This is a genomic window from Pseudomonas sp. NPDC087614, assembly GCF_044743485.1.
Taxonomy (GTDB): domain Bacteria; phylum Pseudomonadota; class Gammaproteobacteria; order Pseudomonadales; family Pseudomonadaceae; genus Aquipseudomonas; species Aquipseudomonas baetica_A.
The window spans coordinates 1-17649 of sequence record NZ_JBIUWN010000062.1 but is presented as its reverse complement, the minus strand read 5'-3'; the positions used below and the strand labels follow the sequence as shown (position 1 = coordinate 17649).

Annotated in this window: 16 protein-coding genes; 6 read left to right on the top strand and 10 right to left on the bottom strand. The window is 59.0% G+C overall.

Annotated features, from left to right (window positions below):
• Window positions 1–35: 35 nt before the first annotated feature.
• The 4 genes from ACIOWA_RS20705 to gpmI form a co-directional block, all read right to left on the bottom strand.
• Entirely contained in the window at window positions 36–812 is a 777-nt protein-coding gene (locus ACIOWA_RS20705) for a divergent polysaccharide deacetylase family protein (protein ID WP_401161647.1), read from the bottom strand.
• Between the two features lie 2 nt (window positions 813–814).
• Window positions 815–2134, bottom strand: a complete 1320-nt coding sequence (locus ACIOWA_RS20700; RefSeq protein ID WP_401161645.1) for a S41 family peptidase — start codon at window positions 2132–2134, stop codon at window positions 815–817.
• A 34-nt stretch (window positions 2135–2168) separates the two neighbouring features.
• Window positions 2169–3455 carry a murein hydrolase activator EnvC gene (locus tag ACIOWA_RS20695; protein ID WP_339494859.1) on the bottom strand — a complete coding sequence of 429 codons (1287 nt, stop codon included), beginning with the start codon at window positions 3453–3455 and terminating at the stop codon, window positions 2169–2171.
• A 241-nt stretch (window positions 3456–3696) separates the two neighbouring features.
• Window positions 3697–5226, bottom strand: coding sequence for a 2,3-bisphosphoglycerate-independent phosphoglycerate mutase (gene gpmI / locus ACIOWA_RS20690; RefSeq protein ID WP_401161643.1), 1530 nt, complete (start codon window positions 5224–5226; stop codon window positions 3697–3699).
• Window positions 5227–5379: 153 nt separating this feature from the next.
• Between gpmI and ACIOWA_RS20685 the strand changes: the two genes are divergently transcribed.
• The 3 genes from ACIOWA_RS20685 to secB are packed head-to-tail and all read left to right on the top strand — an operon-like array spanning window position 5380 to window position 6591.
• Window positions 5380–5793 carry a rhodanese-like domain-containing protein gene (locus ACIOWA_RS20685; protein ID WP_339433529.1) on the top strand — a complete coding sequence of 138 codons (414 nt, stop codon included), beginning with the start codon at window positions 5380–5382 and terminating at the stop codon, window positions 5791–5793.
• A 1-nt stretch (window position 5794) separates the two neighbouring features.
• The gene (gene grxC / locus ACIOWA_RS20680) at window positions 5795–6049 is read left to right on the top strand and encodes a glutaredoxin 3 (protein ID WP_339433528.1); all 255 of its coding nucleotides are present in this window, start codon (window positions 5795–5797) and stop codon (window positions 6047–6049) included.
• Window positions 6050–6105: 56 nt separating this feature from the next.
• Window positions 6106–6591 (top strand): protein-export chaperone SecB, encoded by a 486-nt coding sequence (gene secB, locus ACIOWA_RS20675; RefSeq protein WP_339433527.1) that lies wholly within the window; start codon window positions 6106–6108, stop codon window positions 6589–6591.
• 122 nt (window positions 6592–6713) lie between these two features.
• Here the strand turns inward: secB and ACIOWA_RS20670 are convergent, their stop codons facing one another.
• Window positions 6714–7169, bottom strand: a complete 456-nt coding sequence (locus ACIOWA_RS20670) for a tRNA (cytidine(34)-2'-O)-methyltransferase (RefSeq protein ID WP_339433526.1) — start codon at window positions 7167–7169, stop codon at window positions 6714–6716.
• Between ACIOWA_RS20670 and ACIOWA_RS20665 the strand changes: the two genes are divergently transcribed.
• Both ACIOWA_RS20665 and ACIOWA_RS20660 read left to right on the top strand, forming a co-directional pair.
• Entirely contained in the window at window positions 7168–7608 is a 441-nt protein-coding gene (locus ACIOWA_RS20665) for a hypothetical protein (protein WP_339433525.1), read from the top strand. The genes ACIOWA_RS20670 and ACIOWA_RS20665 overlap by 2 nt on opposite strands.
• A 403-nt stretch (window positions 7609–8011) precedes the next feature.
• Window positions 8012–9835 (top strand): leucine-rich repeat domain-containing protein, encoded by a 1824-nt coding sequence (locus ACIOWA_RS20660; RefSeq protein WP_401161639.1) that lies wholly within the window; start codon window positions 8012–8014, stop codon window positions 9833–9835.
• Between the two features lie 480 nt (window positions 9836–10315).
• Here ACIOWA_RS20660 and ntrC read toward each other — a convergent pair whose 3' ends face one another.
• From ntrC to glnA, 5 genes are all read right to left on the bottom strand, one after another.
• A complete protein-coding gene (gene ntrC, locus ACIOWA_RS20655; protein WP_339494850.1) occupies window positions 10316–11752 on the bottom strand; it encodes a nitrogen regulation protein NR(I) in 1437 nt (478 codons plus the stop codon).
• Window positions 11749–12834: a nitrogen regulation protein NR(II) gene (gene glnL, locus ACIOWA_RS20650; RefSeq protein WP_339432995.1), complete on the bottom strand. Its 1086-nt coding sequence runs from the start codon at window positions 12832–12834 to the stop codon at window positions 11749–11751. Before glnL ends, ntrC begins: the two co-directional genes overlap by 4 nt.
• A gap of 231 nt (window positions 12835–13065) precedes the next feature.
• Window positions 13066–13689: a DUF4124 domain-containing protein gene (locus ACIOWA_RS20645; RefSeq protein WP_401161637.1), complete on the bottom strand. Its 624-nt coding sequence runs from the start codon at window positions 13687–13689 to the stop codon at window positions 13066–13068.
• Window positions 13686–14198 (bottom strand): DUF4124 domain-containing protein, encoded by a 513-nt coding sequence (locus tag ACIOWA_RS20640; RefSeq protein ID WP_401161635.1) that lies wholly within the window; start codon window positions 14196–14198, stop codon window positions 13686–13688. The genes ACIOWA_RS20645 and ACIOWA_RS20640 overlap by 4 nt, the downstream gene beginning before the upstream one ends.
• Window positions 14199–14480: 282 nt before the next feature.
• A complete protein-coding gene (glnA, locus tag ACIOWA_RS20635) occupies window positions 14481–15887 on the bottom strand; it encodes a glutamate--ammonia ligase (protein WP_016985745.1) in 1407 nt (468 codons plus the stop codon).
• Window positions 15888–16214: 327 nt separating this feature from the next.
• On the opposite strand from glnA, the gene thiI reads away from it, so the two are divergent.
• A partial coding sequence (gene thiI, locus ACIOWA_RS20630; protein ID WP_401161632.1) for a tRNA uracil 4-sulfurtransferase ThiI occupies window positions 16215–17649 on the top strand: 1435 nt, incomplete at its 3' end.

Sequence of the window (17649 nt, the reverse complement as noted above, 5' to 3'; positions counted from 1 at the left end):
GGCGGTAACTATGTATTGAGCAACGTATCAGGGTGTTACCGATAAATGCCGTCTTTGCCATGGCCGATCATGGCGCGGTTACTGCGCACACTGATCATCTGCTTGATGTCGATCCACTCGATGCCCTGAGCTGCGAGTTTGGGCAGCTCGCGCTCCAGCACAGCGAGGGTCTGTGGATAAGGGTGGCCGATCATGACGGCCGAGCCCTGCTTGCGGGCCAGGGTGATCGCAGTCTGCAACTGCGTGAAGATCGCCGCTTCAGTGCGTTCGTCATCGAGGAATACATCCCGCGAAACACTCGCCAGATCAATCTTCTGTGCTTGTTGTGCGGCCACTGTCTGCGCGCTGGTGCGACTGTCGACGAAGAATTTGTGCCGGCGCTGCAACTCGCCCATCAACCACGCCATCGCCGCCGGTTGGGACGTCATGCGGCTACCCATGTGGTTATTGATGCCGACCGCGTAAGGGACCTTTTTGAAGGCGGCGTTCAGGCGCTTCTCAAGCGCTTCGATAGGCAGTTCCGGAAGCCAGGCGTAGGGGCCGGTCGCCGGATCCATGGGCATGTGCAGGATAACGATCTTGCCGGCGCGATGGGCTTCGCGGGCAAACTCGGTGGCATGCGGCGTGTCGGGCATGATCGCCGTGGTCACCGGGCCGGGTAGCGCAAGCACACGGCGATCCCGAGGCAGGTTTTGCCCCAGATCGTCGATGATCAGTGTCAGGTAGGCTTTGTGAGGCGTGGAGCTGGCGGGTTCTGCTTGCACAGCACCCGCCAGACAGCACAACAGGACGAAGACGAAACGCAAAGACATCCTCAACGGCCGGACGTAATGCTCAGGCCTTTGAGCAGGCTCAGGGCCTGGGCCAACTGGTAATCGTCATCCTGCGGCATGGCCTTGGCCTTGGTGCCGGATTTGGTCGGTTTGTCGGCGCCGCCATTACCGTTGCTCAAGTGGCCTTGCAGATCGGCTTCCTTGAAGTAATCGCCATCCGCCTCATTGGTGATCTTCGCCTTGCGCACTTCGATGTCCGGGACGATGCCCTGAGCCTGGATCGAGCGGCCGTTCGGCGTGTAGTACAGGGCGGTGGTGATCTTCAGCGCGCGATCGTTGTTCAGCGGCAGCACGGTCTGTACCGAGCCTTTGCCGAAACTGGTGGTGCCCATGATCACGGCGCGTTTCTGATCCTGCAGGGCGCCGGCGACGATTTCCGAGGCCGAGGCGCTGCCACCGTTGATCAAAACGACCATCGGCACCGCTTCGCTTTCGTCCCTGCCAGTGGCGGAGAAGCGCAGTTCGGAGTTGGCGATCCGGCCTTTGGTGTAGACGATCAGGCCTTTGGTGATGAAGTGGTCGACCACTTCCACCGCCGCCTGCAGCACGCCACCGGGGTTGTTACGCAGGTCAAGAACGATGCCGCTGAGCTTCTTGCCATTGTCCTTGCGCATCTTGATCAGGGCCTTGGAAACCTCTTCGCCGGTCTTGACCTGGAATTGGGTGATGCGAATGTAGCCGTAGCCCGATTCCAGCAACTGCGCCTTGACGCTCTTCACTTGAATCACCGCGCGCGCCAGGGTCACATCGAACGGTGTCCCGCCGTCGCGCACCAGGGTCAGGGTGATTTTCTGGCCGATCTTGCCGCGCATCTTGTCCACGGCTTCGGTCATGGTCTGGCCGCGAGTCGGCTGGCCGTTGATCTTGACGATGAAGTCACCGGCCTTGATACCGGCCTTCGAGGCGGGTGTGTCGTCGATAGGCGAGACGACTTTGATGAAACCGTCTTCGGAACCGACTTCGATACCCAGACCGCCGAACTCGCCGCTGGTGCTTTCCTGCAATTCCGTAAAGTCTTCAGGACCCAGATAGGCGGAGTGCGGATCAAGATTGCTGAGCATGCCCTTGATGGCGTTTTCCAGCAGCGTCTTGTCGTCCACCGGCTCGACATAAGCAGCTTTGATCCGGTCCATGACCTCGGCAAAGGTGCGCAACTCTTCCAGCGGCAGCGGTGCCTTGGAGGTCGCGGCAGTGCCTGCCGGAGCGACGACCGGGGCCGGCTGAGCGGCGAACGCCAGAGGCGCGCCGATCACCAGGGCGATCGTCAGGGCCAGCGAGGTAAGACGGGACAAATGCAGCATGTCGAACGAACTCCTAAAGTTGGTGACTCAACGCCTATCCTTGCGCGCGGCACCATTGCGCCGGATCACTCGGGTGACCCTGCTGACGAATTGCGAAATACAGTGCGGGTGTGTCCTGGCCGCCACTGTTACCCACAGTGGAGATGGACTCACCGGCTTTTACCACGTCGCCGGCCGACTTGAGCAGCGTCTGGTTGTGACCGTAAAGACTCAGATACCCGTTGCCATGATCGAGGATCACCAGCAGCCCGGCACCGCGTAACCAGTCGGCGAACACCACGCGCCCGCCATGTACGGCATGCACCTGGCTGCCGGCGGAGGCGCTGATCATCACGCCGTCCCATTTGGTGCGGGCATCATCGCCACGGCTTTCACCGAAGCGCGCCAGTAGTCGACCATCAACCGGCCAAGGAAGTTTTCCCCGGGTTGCAGCAAAAGGGCCACCGAAGGTCTCGCCGCGGCTGGACACCAAAGGGCCGGAGGTTGATCTGGCGGGTTTGCGTGGGGCATCGCTGTTTTCAGCTTGCGCCTCACGCAAACGCTTTTTTTCCGCTTCCTGCTGGGCGATCAGCGCTTTTTGTCGCGCCTCTTCTGCCTCACGGGCCTGGCGGGCCAAGGTTTCTTCAATGGTTTTAAGGACTTTAGACAGGTCTGCCTGATCTTGCTCGCGAGCGGCGAGTTTCTGATCGCGTGCTTTCACGTCGTCGTTGAGTTTGGCGAGGACTTGCTGGCGCTCCTTGCGGACTTTTTCCAGCGCTTCGCGCTGGGTGTCGAGGCTGCTTTTCTGTACCAGCAACTGCGCTTGTTGCATGGCGATGTCTTTTTCGACACTGGCCAGTTGGCGCAGAGTTTCGTTGAAGTTCTTCAACTGCTCCAGGCGGGCCTGGCTCAGATAATCGTAATAGGTGAGGGTACGGGCGAATTTCTCGGGATTCTGCTGGTTGAGCAGCAGTTTGAGGTATTCCTGGCGACCGTTCTGGTAGGCAGCTCGGGCCTGGATCGCGATCAGTCGCTGCTGTTCAGTGCGCGCGCTCTGGAGTTTTTTTTTCTCCTCATCGAGCCGCTGCAGCTCGGATTCGCTCTTGCGCAGTTCCTTTTGCAGGGCATCGACCTGCTTCTGCAGCTTGCCCATCTCGGTTTCGGTGCCCTTGAGCTCTTTCTGCACGCCGGATTTTTCTTCCTGGAGCTTGCCCAGCAGCTTTTTCAGCTCGGCAATGTCCTGGCGCGTGGCGTCCAGTTGCTGTTGGGTTTGCGCGCGCTCGTCAGCGAAGGCCGTTTGGAGCAGGCATGTCAGAGCAAGGGCGATCAGGACGCGAAGCATAGGGGCGGGCGGTACCAGGGTAAGGGACGGCCTAGTATGCCCGCCCGACGCTGCAAAAAAAACGCCCAATTGGGGCTGTGTGATAACTGGAGCCGATTCGCTATTGAAAATAGCGCAAAACCAATGTGGGAGCGGGCTTGCCCGCGAATACGGTGTGTCGGCAACGTTGATGTTGACTGACACTGCGCATTCGCGAGCAGGCCCGCTCCCACAGGGGTTTGCGGTGTTTTGTTGTTGAGGGTCAGACCAGAATCGAAGTACCGGTCATTTCAGCCGGTTTTTCCAGGCCCAGCAGTTTCAGCATGGTCGGCGCTACGTCCGCCAGCACGCCGCCTTCACGGACCTTGAGGTCGCGCTTGCCGACATAAATGAACGGCACCGGCTCGGTGGTGTGCGCGGTGTGTGCCTGGTGGGTTTCTTCGTCGGACATTTTTTCGCAGTTGCCGTGGTCGGCAGTGATCAATGCTTCGCCGCCGACCTTTTCCAGCGCTTCGACGATGCGCCCGACGCAGGTGTCCAGGCATTCAACTGCCTTCACCGCCGCGTCGAACACGCCGCTGTGGCCGACCATGTCGCCGTTGGCGTAGTTGACCACGATCACGTCGTAACGCTGGTTTTCGATGGCGTCGACGATGCGATCGGTGACTTGCGGCGCACTCATTTCCGGCTGCAGGTCATATGTGGCGACTTTCGGCGACGGAATCAGGATGCGCTCTTCGCCGGGAAACGGTTCTTCGCGACCGCCGGAGAAGAAGAAGGTCACGTGCGCGTATTTTTCGGTTTCAGCGATGCGCAGTTGGGTTTTACCGTTTTTCGCCAGGTAGTCGCCCAGCACGTTTTCCAGGCTGCCGGGAGCAAAAGCCGACGGTGCCGGGATGCTCGCGGCATACTGGGTCAGCATCACGAAACCGGCCAGTTCGGGTTGGCGGGCGCGTTCGAATTCCTTGAAATCGTCTTCCACGAACACGCGGGTCAGCTCGCGGGCGCGGTCGGCACGGAAGTTCATGAATACCATCGCGTCGCCGTCTTCGACCTTCACCGGCTCGCCAATGGTGGTGGCTTTGACGAATTCGTCGCTCTCGCCGCGCGCATAAGCCGCTTCCAGGCCTTGTTGAGCGGTCGCGGCGTTGAATTCGCTGTGGCCGTCGACGATCAGGTTGTAGGCCTGGGATACACGATCCCAGCGGTTGTCACGGTCCATGGCGAAGTAGCGGCCGACGATGCTGGCGATGCGTCCCTTGCCGAGCGCTTTGAACGTCGCATCGAGCAGTTCGATCGACGAAGCGGCGCTTTTTGGCGGGGTGTCGCGGCCGTCGAGGAAGGCGTGCAGGTAGATTTTTTCGGCGCCGCGCTTGAAGGCCAGTTCGGCCATGGCGATCAGGTGATCCTGATGGCTGTGTACGCCGCCATCGGACAGCAGGCCCATGAAATGCACGGCTTTGCCGGCGGTCACGGCTTTATCCACAGCGGCGCAGAGGGTCGGGTTCTCGAAGAACTCGCCGTCGCGGATCGATTTGGTCACTCGGGTGAAGTCCTGATACACCACGCGACCGGCGCCGAGGTTCATGTGGCCGACTTCGGAGTTGCCCATCTGGCCGTCCGGCAGGCCGACGTCCATGCCGCTGCCCGAGATCAAACCGTTTGGCACGGTGGCCCACAGGTGATCGAGTACAGGCTTTTTCGCCGCATAAACGGCATTGGATTCGTGGCTGTCACTGTGACCGAAGCCGTCGAGAATCATCAGAACCAAAGGTTTAGGCGTGGTAGTCATGGAATCCACTCGTGGCTAATAAAGAAGGGGGAGATGGAAAAGGGAGTAGGAGTTTAAAGCGAAGTTCCGACGGCGTCACCGCCGGACGGGGTTTGGCCCACCATAGTGGCTGTGTATACTGGCCGACATTTTAACGCCCTGGAACCTCCTTCGATGGTTGCTCACCTGATTGAATTTGCCACTAACCACTACATTCTTGTCGGTATCTTCGTCGTACTGCTGGCTCTGCTGCTGGTGCACACGATGCAGGGCGGCGGTAAAAGCCTGAGCACCGGCGAGCTGACCGCGCTGGTCAATAAAGATGCAGGCGTGGTGGTGGACATCCGTCCGGCGAAAGATTACGCCGCTGGCCATATCGTTGGCGCGATCAACATTCCCCAGGACAAGCTGGTTGCTCGCATCGGCGAGCTGGAAAAACACAAGGCCAAAACCATCATTCTGGTCGACGCACTGGGCCAGACCGCTGGCACCCACGCTCGCGAGCTGATGAAATCCGGCTTCACCGCCGCCAAGCTGTCCGGCGGGATCTCCAGCTGGAAAGGCGACAACCTGCCGCTGGTGAAGTGATATGAGTGAAGTCATCGTCTACTCCAGCGATTACTGCCCTTACTGCTCGCGAGCCAAGTATCTGCTGGCGAACAAAGGTGTGGACTTCAAAGAGATCAAGGTCGATGGCAAGCCGCAGGTGCGCGCCGAAATGACCCAGAAGGCCGGGCGCACGTCCGTGCCGCAGATCTGGATCGGCAGCAAGCACATTGGCGGTTGTGACGATTTGTATGCCCTGGAACGCGCGGGCAAGCTCGACGCGCTGCTCAAGGCCTGAACGGCTGCACCCACGTACAGCACTCCCTAAAGACCCAAGATCGATAAGGATCTGAGATGACTGACCAACAGAACACTGCAGCCAGCGAAGAAGAAACCGCACCGCAATTTTCCTTGCAGCGCATCTACGTACGCGACCTGTCATTCGAAGCCCCGAAAAGCCCGGCGATCTTCCGCCAGCAGTGGGATCCGAGCGTCGGTCTGGATCTGAACACTCGCCAGAAAGAGCTGGAAGGCGATTTTTTTGAAGTCGTGCTGACCCTGTCGGTGACCGTGAAAAACGGCGACGAAGTGGCCTTCATCGCTGAAGTGCAACAGGCCGGTATCTTCCTGATCAAGAACCTGGACCCGGCTTCGATGAGCCACACCCTGGGTGCGTTCTGCCCGAACATCCTGTTCCCGTACGCCCGTGAAACCCTGGACAGCCTGGTGACCCGTGGTTCGTTCCCGGCACTGATGCTGGCTCCGGTGAACTTCGACGCCCTGTACGCGCAAGAGCTGCAGCGCATGCAGGAAAGCGGCGAGGCCCCGACCGTTCAGTAAACGGTTAAGCAACACCCTTGTGGGAGCGGGCTTGCTCGCGAAAGCGGTGTGTCAGGCGACATTGATGTCAGCTGATACGGCCCCTTCGCGAGCAAGCCCGCTCCCACATTTGTTTTGCGGTGTTATTTGAAACCGTTCTGGCGCCAGGCTTCGTACACGGCCACTGCCACGGTGTTGGACAGGTTCAGGCTGCGGCAGCCTTCGCGCATAGGCAGGCGCAGGCGTTGTTCGGTGGGCAGGGCGTCGAGTACCTCTGGCGGCAGGCCACGGCTTTCCGGGCCGAAGATGAACGCATCGCCCGGGACGAACGCGGCATCATGGAATGGCCGCGAACCCTTGGTGGTGAACGCGAACAAGCGTGGATTGCCCAGGCTCTCCAGGCAACTGGCAAGGTCGGCGTGACGTTGCAGCGTGGCATATTCGTGGTAGTCGAGACCGGCCCGGCGCAAGCGCTTGTCGTCCATCTCGAAGCCCAGCGGTTCGATCAAATGCAGGTGGCAGCCGCTGTTGGCGCACAGCCTGATAACGTTGCCGGTATTCGGCGGAATTTCTGGTTGAAAAAGGATGACGTGAAACATGCACGGCTCCGAAGGTAAAGATGACGCGCATTCTACGCCGCAAGCGGACCCGCGTTCGAAACTATTCCCGCGGGTGATCGGTTCGCTGGCGATTGTCGGTTTGATGATCGGTTTGATGATCGGTCGCCTGACCACGCCGGATCCGAGCGTGCTGCAGCAGGTTGACGTCACCGACGATGGCCTGGTGGTGTGGTTCAACAACGAGCCCAAGTTGCACGGCGAGATCGTCGATGGTGCGGTGGCGTTGTTGTTTCAGGCCGAAGGCCGCGCGCAGAAAGGTCAGCTCAAGCTCAATGGCAAAGATGTGAATTGGCGTACGCGAGCAAGTGACGGTGGGCTGCTGCTGACAGTACTGGCGGCGCGGCCGCTGCAAGCAGAATGGGCCGGCAGCAAGTTCGATGACCGCTGGCGGCTGGAGATTCGACTGCACGCGAACTGAGCCGAGGCTTACCGCCCTGCAGGTTCACTCCCACGCTGATTGATGCCGTTTCCTACCACACAAGTCTGCCTTTCCGCTCTTCTTCATCCCCTGTGCGCGCTATCGTGCGCTTCTCTTTCAAACCGGCAGGATGCCGGAACCTTCGTCCCTTGAGCGAATGCCAAGGGCGAGTTCTTCAAGGATGAAAAACATGCCAGTAAAACCACCTCGCGGTGGCAGTACCCACGTGGATGTTCCAGGTAGCTCGAGCCGATCGGTTCAGGCGGACACTTTGCTCCCCGGCCCATCGGGCCGCCGAGGCGCCAATTCGGGTATTTCTCTCGATAATCCTCATCCGCGAGCCGGCTCTTCAGGGGATGCAAGCGTTGATGCCATCCGCCCGGCGCCGGCCGTCGTTGTACACATGGCTCCCGATGACATCCGTCCTCCGGCAGCCGCGCCGCTGCTGGAGAATTACGTGATCAACGCAGGCGTAATGCTTCCGGGTGCCGACAGTAGAGGCATCAGGGTTTTTAACAAGCAAACTTACGTCGATCTGTCAGAGGGCGGCACTGTTCTTGTCGCAATGGATCTGGTCGAGGCAACGGTTCGTGCCCGGTTATCCCGTGAACGGTATGCCTCGGGACCGGAGTTGGTGCGCGACAATGACAGCGGCCTCTGGCATGCGCGCGAGGTGGTTGACTCGACCCTTCGAGCGCAAGTCAAACAATACCTTGCGCAACTGTCTGATCGACAGGCGGATGACTTTGTATCCCGGTTTGGTGACAAGGAGACGGTAGAGGCGGAACTCAAGCGTATTCAATCGGGTTTGCCGCAACTGGAGCGTGAATTAAGCGTCTGGACGGATGCGCTCAAGGATTCTCCCGGCGCTGAGCGCGCTAGTCGACTGTTAATGAGTAGCAAGCTGATTCAACTGTATAAGTGGCAAGGCGACTCTCTCGACCCTTGGGGGCGAGTCTATCGCGGTGGGCGAATGGTGGGCTTCAAGGCGTATATCGATCTGAGTGCATGGCCAATGCAAATGACTCCAGTTTTTTCCACACCGATCAATTCCGTTGTTTCTCTTACTCTGAGAGGTCCTTCGCCGCTGGTCGTGAAGGATTTCTTTGCAGCGTTTCCCAACGTTGAAGTGCTGCGTGCGTCAGGCCAGATGAATGGACTACCTGACGGCGTCGGGATGCTCAAGGCATTGCGAGTCGCTGATCTGAGTGACCCATGGGGCCACATAGCGCCAGCCGATATCGAACAGTTGAAAAAGTTGCCACGCTTGCAGGAACTGAACCTGGAAGGTCAAACCGTCGGGTACGGTTTTTCGGTGCGCGGTATGGCGCAACTGCGCGTGTTGAAACTAGGTAACACAGGGCTTTTAGACCTGCCCGGCGGACTGAGTGAACTGGCCGTGCGGTCACGGTTAGAGGTACTGGACCTTCAACGAAATCCCTATATACGCAATGCTCCTGACGTTACCGGGATGTCCGAGCTGCGGATATTGGATTTGACGCACACCGGAATCAGCCAGTTGCCTGTCGGGCTCGGCGCCGAGAATGGCCCCAAAGGGTTGCAAGTGCTGAAACTTGGCGAGAACGCGCTGCTTGAAACGCCTTCGCTGGAAGGAATGAGCAAGTTGCAGGAGCTCGATCTTTCCAACACCGATATCGACACGTTTCCGGAAGGCATTACGTCTGAAATTCCCCGGACAGTTTTGAATCTCGCGAATAATCGAATCAGATCGATTCCCGAGTCCGTGGAGCTTAGAGCAGGCTTCAATTTAACCGGTAATCCTGTCTCCGACCCGGCGTCCCTGAGGCGATTGATATTCGCCCGTCGGCAAACGGGCACCGATATCTGGTTGGGAGTAGAGAGCGTCGATACGTCGGCGGATCTCTGGCTGCGGCATGTACCGCAAGCGCAAGTGCCAGAGAAGCTGGCGCTTTGGGACAGGTTGAATACCATTTCTGAAAACAACCTGTTCAAACGGATTCGAAATCTGAGCCGTACGCCTGAATTCTTCGTCGAGCGTCAGCTGTTACAGCGCCGGGTCTGGGCGTTCCTTGAACATTTCGAAAAGGCAGGCGCTGTCGAAAAGTCGCGCTTGAGAAGCATCGCAAAGGAGGAGGTCAGTCCCGGACAGATGCTGGACAGGCTGGAAGAGGAGTTAAAGGCGTTTGATCCTGGGCGGCAGAACCACCCCTTGCATCATTTACCCAAGCGTCCGAGGGTCAATTGACCCCGAAACCGGGCCAGCGGTGTAAAAGCGGGAATCCCTGACCTGCCTGTATCAGGGTTCCCAAAAAGGTGGACTTCGCTGTTGGCGTCGGTCCGCTGTAAAGAGGGAACCCCCGGCCTGCCTGTACCAAGGATCCCAAAAGGGTGGGCTCGTCGCGTTGCGGTATGAGCCCGGTGTAAAGAGGGGAATCCCCGGCCTGCCTGTACCAAGGTCCCCGAAACGGGTGGTGAATCGAATCACCTGTAAGCGATATTGCAGGGGGCGTGCCAGTTTTCAGTATTCGGAAACAGAAAAAGTCCCCAGAAGCATGAAAGCCCCGTAATTCGAGGCTTTCATGCTTCTGCAGCTTGGGGTTTTCAGTTTTTTCTGGGTGTTTTTTGAACAGGTTGCGATGCCCGATCACGGGTCCAAGTGCATTAGGTTGGTGCATGGAGGGCTAAATGTGGGAGCAAGCCCACTCCCACATTGGGTCGTGGCTGATCAGCCTTCGTCTCCCTCATCATCATCCCCACCATCGACCTTCATCCCCAGTTCCTTGATCTTGCGCGTCAGGGTATTACGCCCCCAACCCAGCAACACCGCGGCATCACGACGACGCCCGGCGGTATGTTTCAACGCCGTCTCGATCATGATCCGCTCAAATGCCGGCACCGCGCTGTCGAGCAGGTTCGACTGGCCACGCGCCAACGCCTGATCGGCCCACTGACGCAGGGCTTGCTCCCAGTTGGTCACCGGCGCCGAATCCTGTGGCAAGTTCAGCAGTTCCGGTGGCAGGTCGCTGATGTGCACCTCACGCCCGGACGCCATGACAGTGATCCAGCGGCAGGTGTTTTCCAGCTGACGCACGTTGCCGCCCCACGGCAGGTTTTTCAGGTATTGCTCGGTCTCGCTTTTCAGCAGTTTCGGCTCGACCGCCAACTCCTGTGCCGCGCGGCTGAGGAAGTGCTTGGCCAGGGTCGGGATGTCTTCGCGACGGTCCGACAGACGCGGGATGTGGATGCGGATCACGTTAAGGCGGTGGAACAAGTCCTCACGGAATTTTCCGGCGTGGACCAGGGTTTCCAGGTTCTGGTGGGTCGCGGCGATGATGCGTACGTCGACTTTGACTGGCACATGCCCGCCAACGCGATAGAACTCGCCGTCGGCCAAAACGCGCAGCAGGCGCGTCTGGGTGTCGGCCGGCATGTCGCCGATTTCATCAAGGAACAGCGTGCCGCCGTCGGCCTGTTCGAAACGACCGCGACGAAGGTTGGCCGCGCCGGTGAACGCACCCTTCTCGTGACCGAACAGTTCGGACTCCATCAGATCCTTGGGAATCGCCGCCATGTTCAGCGCGATAAACGGCGAGGCCGCGCGCGGGCTGTGACGGTGCAGGGCGTGGGCCACCAGTTCTTTACCGGTGCCGGATTCGCCGTTGATCAGCACGGTGATGTTGGAGTGGCTCAAGCGGCCGATGGCGCGAAACACTTCCTGCATCGCCGGCGCTTCGCCGATGATTTCCGGGGTGCGGGTCAGCGAAGGAACGACTTCAAGGCCTTGTTGTTCCTGCGCATGCTGATTGGCGCGTTTGACCAGCGATACGGCTTCATCGACGTCGAACGGCTTTGGCAAGTATTCGAACGCGCCGCCCTGATAGGAGGCAACGGCACTGTCCAGATCGGAGTGAGCGGTCATGATGATGACCGGCAACCGTGGGTGCTGCTCGCGAATCCGCGCCAGCAGATCAAGGCCGCTGGCACCCGGCATGCGGATGTCGGAAATGATCACGTCCGGCTGCTGACGGGCCAGACGACTCATCACGCCGTCGGCGCTGTCGAAACTCTGGGTGGTCATGCCTTCTTGCTGCAGGGCCTTTTCCAGAACCCAACGGATAGAACGGTCGTCATCGACGATCCACACGGTTTCACTACGGCTCATGTCGATGTGGCTCCTTGTTCCAGTGGCAGAAAGATCGAGAACGTGGTGTGGCCTGGATGGCTTTCACACTCGATCAGGCCCTGGTGCTGGCTGATGATGTTCTGGGTAATGGCCAAGCCCAGCCCGGTACCGTCCGGGCGGCCGCTGACCATGGGAAAGAAAATGGTTTCCTGGAGTTCCGCCGCAATGCCCGGGCCGTTATCGATGATCTCGATCTTGGTCACCAGGCGATGGCGGATATGGCCGATTGTGAACTGGCGCATGGCACGGGTGCGCAGGCTGATGCGGCCCAGGCGCAACTCGTTCTGGCTGCTGATCGCCTGCATCGCGTTGCGGACGATGTTCAGCACCGCCTGAATCATTTGTTCGCGGTCGATCAACACGTCCGGAATGCTTGGGTCATAGTCGCGCACCAACGTGATGCAGCCCTGGCTTTCGGCTTCAACCAGATGCCCGACGCGCTCCAGGACTTCGTGGACGTTGCACATGGCCAGCGACGGCAGCTTGTTGGAGCCGAGCATGCGGTCGACCAGATTGCGCAGGCGATCGGCCTCTTCAATGATCACATTGGTGTAATCGCGCAGACTGTCTTCCGGCAGCTCGCGGGCCAGCAATTGCGCTGCGCCACGGATGCCGCCCAGAGGGTTCTTGATCTCGTGGGCGAGGCCGCGCACCAGCATCTTGCTGGTTTCCTGCTTGGAAATTTGCGCCTCTTCCTTGGTGATCCGCAGCAAGCGATCACGCGGGTGGACTTCCAGCAGCAGCAGGGTTGCGCCGTTACTGAGGATGGGCGTCACCGCATAATCCACGGTCAAGGTCTGACCGGTGAGGGCGGTGAGCATCGCTTCGCGTTTGGTGAACGGGTGCGCTTGTTCGACCGCCTGGCGCAACGAATTGAGCGCCTCGGTGGATTCGGTGAACAGCTCGCTGATGAACTGGCCATGGCTGCGCTGCCCGCTGATGGCCAGCAGCATCTCCGCGGCCGGGTTCATGTACTCAAGGCGCAATTGGGCATTGAGCAGAATGGTGGCGGTGGTCAGGTTGTCGAGCAGCAAGCGTGGGATTGCGTCGCTAATAGTCATCAAGGCCTCTTTTGGGGGCGGAGCGTGCGCAAGAAACAAGCGTGTTTGGATGGAAAATGCAAAAACCAAACCAAGGCTCCGAAAAGAAGCGCTCAGCCCCTGAAACGGGCGTTTGACGCTCGTTTGCGTGGCGCTTTGCCAGCTCTTGCGGGTACTTTCGAACCAAAATGGGTTGGAATGTGGGAAGTGTGCAGTTTTTTGCACCAATATAGTGCGCAAAGCACAATGGCGTTAGAAGAAACGCAGGAAGGGGTTTTTCGGCTCTTCAGGTTTGTCTTTCAGCGGACATTCCGGGCGCACACCGTAGTCCCCAGTAACGCAGGGTTTAACCTGGCGTTTTTGCGCGAGCGAGATGCGCAGCATGTGGAAGGGCTGGTTGGCGGTGCGTTCGACGGTGCGGCCCGCGGCATCGAGGATTTCCACCGACAGGTTGTGGCTGCCCCGGTCGATGTTGCTTAGCGGAAAAACCGGGCTGACGCCGGGCTCGCCGGTGGCCTGACCATCCAGCAACAGGCGATATCGATCGCCGGCTTGCAGGCCTGGCTCGTTGGTGACACTGACGATCAATTCGCCGGCGCTGCTGCGGATGGTTGCGTCAGGCTCGGGTACCAGAATACGCAGCATGTCGTAATGAAATGGCGGTTGCTCCGGGGGCTTTTTCGCGGGGGTGATCGGTGCTGCGCCGGTCGGATTGGCGGGCATGCGATTGCTGGTCGCCAATGGAACCTTCCTGGCGTTCTCGCGTGGCTGGTCGGTGTAGACGCGATTGCCTTGGCCATCGACGTAGGTGAACACCTCCGCCGTGGCTTGCAGTGCCGTCAGTGCCAACACAACGATCAGCCATGCGCGGATCATGGCGTGTGCACCCGCTGCACGGTGACGGTCACTGGAGGGCTCTGCTGAATGATCGTCTGACCATCGATCACCTGCACCGCGAGTCGATGCTCGCCACGATCGATGTTCACCAGTTGCAGGATGGGTACGTTGCTGGGCTGGCCGTAAGGCTCGTCGTCCAGGACCAGCCTGAATTGGTGCGGTGGCTGCAGGCGCGGCTTGATCAACACATTGACGGTGAAGGTGCCGTTGTTGGCGCGCAGGGCTTCTTCGGTGGGCAGGCCGGCGAGTTCGAGAATGTCATAGGCATTGCGCGACGGCTTCGGGTTGTCGGTAGTGGGCGCGGCGGGTGCGCTCGGTGACGGAGGCTCGACTGTGTTGAGCGGCGGCAGGTCAACCGGCTGTGCCTTGACGCCGTCCGGCGAATGATCGCTGTACACCGTGTTGCCGTTGGCATCGGTGTACTTGTAGATCTGCGCGGCGGCGGGAACGGCGATCAGCAGCAGGATGGAGAGAAAGAAGCGACCCATGAAATCGACCGGGAATGAACGCGATGGGTTGCAGCATAGGCCAGGTGCGACGGTAGGCCCAACCCTGGACATATCCAGAGATTATTTGCCCGCCAAAAATCCCTGTGGGAGTGGGCTTGCTCGCGAACGCGGTCGGTCACTGAAGGATATGGCGACTGACAAGACGCCTTCGCGAGCAAGCCCGCTCCAGGGTGGTACGTCGCCAATGAAATCACGGGCAATAAAAAAGGCCTTCCGAAGAAGGCCTCTTTTTGTCACGCCGCGTAGCGCGGCGCTACCGGATCAGCAGCTGTAGTACAGCTCATATTCCAGTGGGTGTACGAAGGTACGGACTTTGATTTCTTCTTCGGATTTCAGCGCGATGTAAGCATCGATGAAGTCGTCGGAGAACACGCCGCCCTTGGTCAGGAACGCACGGCCCTTGTCCAGCTCTTCCAGGGCTTCTTTCAGGCTGCCGCAAACTTGTGGGATCTCTTTCGCCTCTTCAGGCGGCAGGTCATACAGGTTTTTGTCAGCGGCATCGCCTGGGTGGATCTTGTTCTGGATACCGTCCAGGCCGGCCATCAGCAGTGCTGCGAAAGCCAGGTACGGGTTGGCAGCCGGATCCGGGAAACGTGCTTCGATACGACGGCCGCGTGGGCTGTTGACGTAAGGGATACGGATCGAGGCGGAACGGTTGCGCGCCGAGTAGGCCAGCATGACCGGAGCTTCGAAGCCTGGCACAAGACGCTTGTAGGAGTTGGTCGCCGGGTTGGTGAAGCCGTTCAGCGCTTTGCCGTGCTTGATGATGCCGCCGATGAAGTACAGAGCGGTTTCGGACAGGCCGGCATAGCCTTCGCCAGCGAAGGTGTTCTTGCCATCTTTGGCGATGGACATGTGAACGTGCATACCCGAACCGTTATCGCCGTACAGTGGCTTCGGCATGAAGGTCGCGGTGCGGCCGTAAGCGTCGGCAACGTTGTGTACAACGTATTTCAGAGTCTGAACTTCGTCAGCTTTCTTCACCAGGGTGTTGAACTTGACGCCGATTTCGTTCTGACCGGCAGTCGCCACTTCGTGGTGGTGAACTTCAACGGTCTGACCCATTTCTTCCAGTGCGTTGCACATGGCAGTACGGATTTCGTGGTCGTGGTCGAACGGCGGAACCGGGAAGTAACCACCTTTGATGCCTGGACGGTGGCCTTTGTTGCCGCCTTCGATGTCCTGGTCGGACATCCACGAGCCTTGTTCGGAGTAGATTTTGAACATCGAGCCGGAGATGTCGGACTTGAACTTCACTTCGTCGAAGATGAAGAATTCTGGCTCGGGACCTGCGAAGACGGTGTCACCGATACCGGTGGTCTTCAGGTATTCCTCGGCGCGGTGAGCGATGGCGCGCGGGTCACGATCGTAACCTTGCATGGTCGACGGTTCGATGATGTCGCAGACCAGGATCAGGGTCGCGTCTTCGGTGAACGGGTCGAGCACGGCCGTTTCGTCGTCCGGCAGCAGGATCATGTCGGAGGCTTCGATGCCTTTCCAGCCTGCGATGGAGGAACCGTCGAACATCTTGCCGACTTCGAAGAAGTCGTCTTCCAGCGCATCGCGAGCCGGCATGGTCACGTGGTGCTGAGTGCCTTTGGTGTCCGTGAAGCGCAGATCAATCCACTTGACGTCATGATCTTTGATGAGTTGAACCGACTTCGACATAGTGTCCTCCGGGTGGCTTAGGGCTAGTAATGGATGCCCTTAATATGGGTGATGCCGGCGCAGATACTCTGCCAAGGCAACCTGCCTCACAAGGGAGCAAATTGCATGCCAGTGCCCCAGCATGGGTTTTTTGCCCCAAATTCACGCTTTTAAAGGTTCAAAGCGCCTTAAAGATGAAAATGTCGCCCCTTAATGTAGCGCTTCAGGTGAAAGATGACCTGTTTTGGTGCAAGCAAAACCTTCTGCACATTAACTGGTTAAACCTTGAGCAATTTCCGCTATAATCCGCGCCCCCCTTTTTCGGCTGGCCCAGCGCGCGCTGTTTTCATGAAACTAATCGTAAAAGTCTTCCCCGAGATCACCATCAAAAGCCGACCTGTCCGGACGAAATTTATCCGCCAGTTGGCCAAGAACATCCGCACCGTGCTCCGTGACCTGGACCCGGCCGTGGTGGTGAACGGTGTGTGGGACAATCTCGAGCTGGAAACCCGCGTTACCGACCCCAAAGCCTTGAAAGAGATGGTTGAGCGCCTGACCTGCATGCCCGGCATCGCGCACTTTCTGCAGATCGACGAGTACCCGCTGGGCGACTTCGACGACATCACCGAAAAGTGCAAGCAGCACTACGGCGATGCGCTGGCCGGGAAGGTTTTCTCGGTACGCTGCAAGCGCGCGGGCAAGCATGCATTCAGTTCGATGGACGTCGAAAAATACGTCGGCAGCAAGCTGCGTCGCGAGTGCGGCGCTGCCGGAATCGACCTCAAGGCACCGCAAATCGAAGTGCGCATGGAAGTTCGCGACAAACGGTTGTTTGTCATCCACAGCCAGCACAACGGCATTGGCGGTTATCCGCTGGGCGCACTTGAGCAGACCCTGGTTCTGATGTCCGGCGGCTTTGACTCGACCGTTGCGGCCTACCAGATCATGCGGCGCGGCCTGATGGCGCACTTCTGCTTCTTCAATCTCGGTGGTCGTGCCCACGAATTGGGCGTGATGGAAGTCGCGCATTTCATCTGGAAGAAGTACGGAAGCTCGCAACGCGTGCTATTTGTCAGTGTTCCGTTCGAAGAAGTGTTGGGAGAAATTCTCGGCAAAGTCGATAACAGTCATATGGGCGTCGTATTGAAGCGTATGATGTTGCGCGCATCCACGGCCATTGCCGACCGCCTGCACATCGACGCGCTGGTCACCGGTGAAGCGATCTCCCAGGTGTCGAGCCAGACGCTGCCGAACCTGTCGGTGATCGACTGCGTGACCGACAAACTGGTCCTGCGTCCGCTGATCGTCGCCCACAAGCAGGACATCATCGACACGGCCAACGAGATCGGCACTGCCGATTTCGCCCGGCACATGCCCGAATACTGCGGGGTCATTTCGGTCAATCCGAAGACCGCTGCCAAGCGTGGTCGCGTTGAGCACGAAGAGAAAGAATTCGACATGGCGGTGCTCGAGCGAGCGCTCGAAAACGCCAAACTGGTGCCGATCGATCGGGTGATCGACGAATTGGGCCAGGATTTGCAGATTGAAGAAGTCGGCGAAGCGCTGGCCGGTCAGATCGTTATCGACATCCGTCACCCGGATGCCGCCGAGGATGACCCGCTGCAGCTTGCCGGAATAGAAGTACAGACGATGCCGTTCTACGCAGTGAACGCTCGTTTCAAGGAGCTGGATCCGACTCGCCAGTACCTGCTGTATTGCGACAAAGGCGTGATGAGTCGCCTGCATGCTCACCATTTGTCGCAATACAGCAGGTACTGGCGAG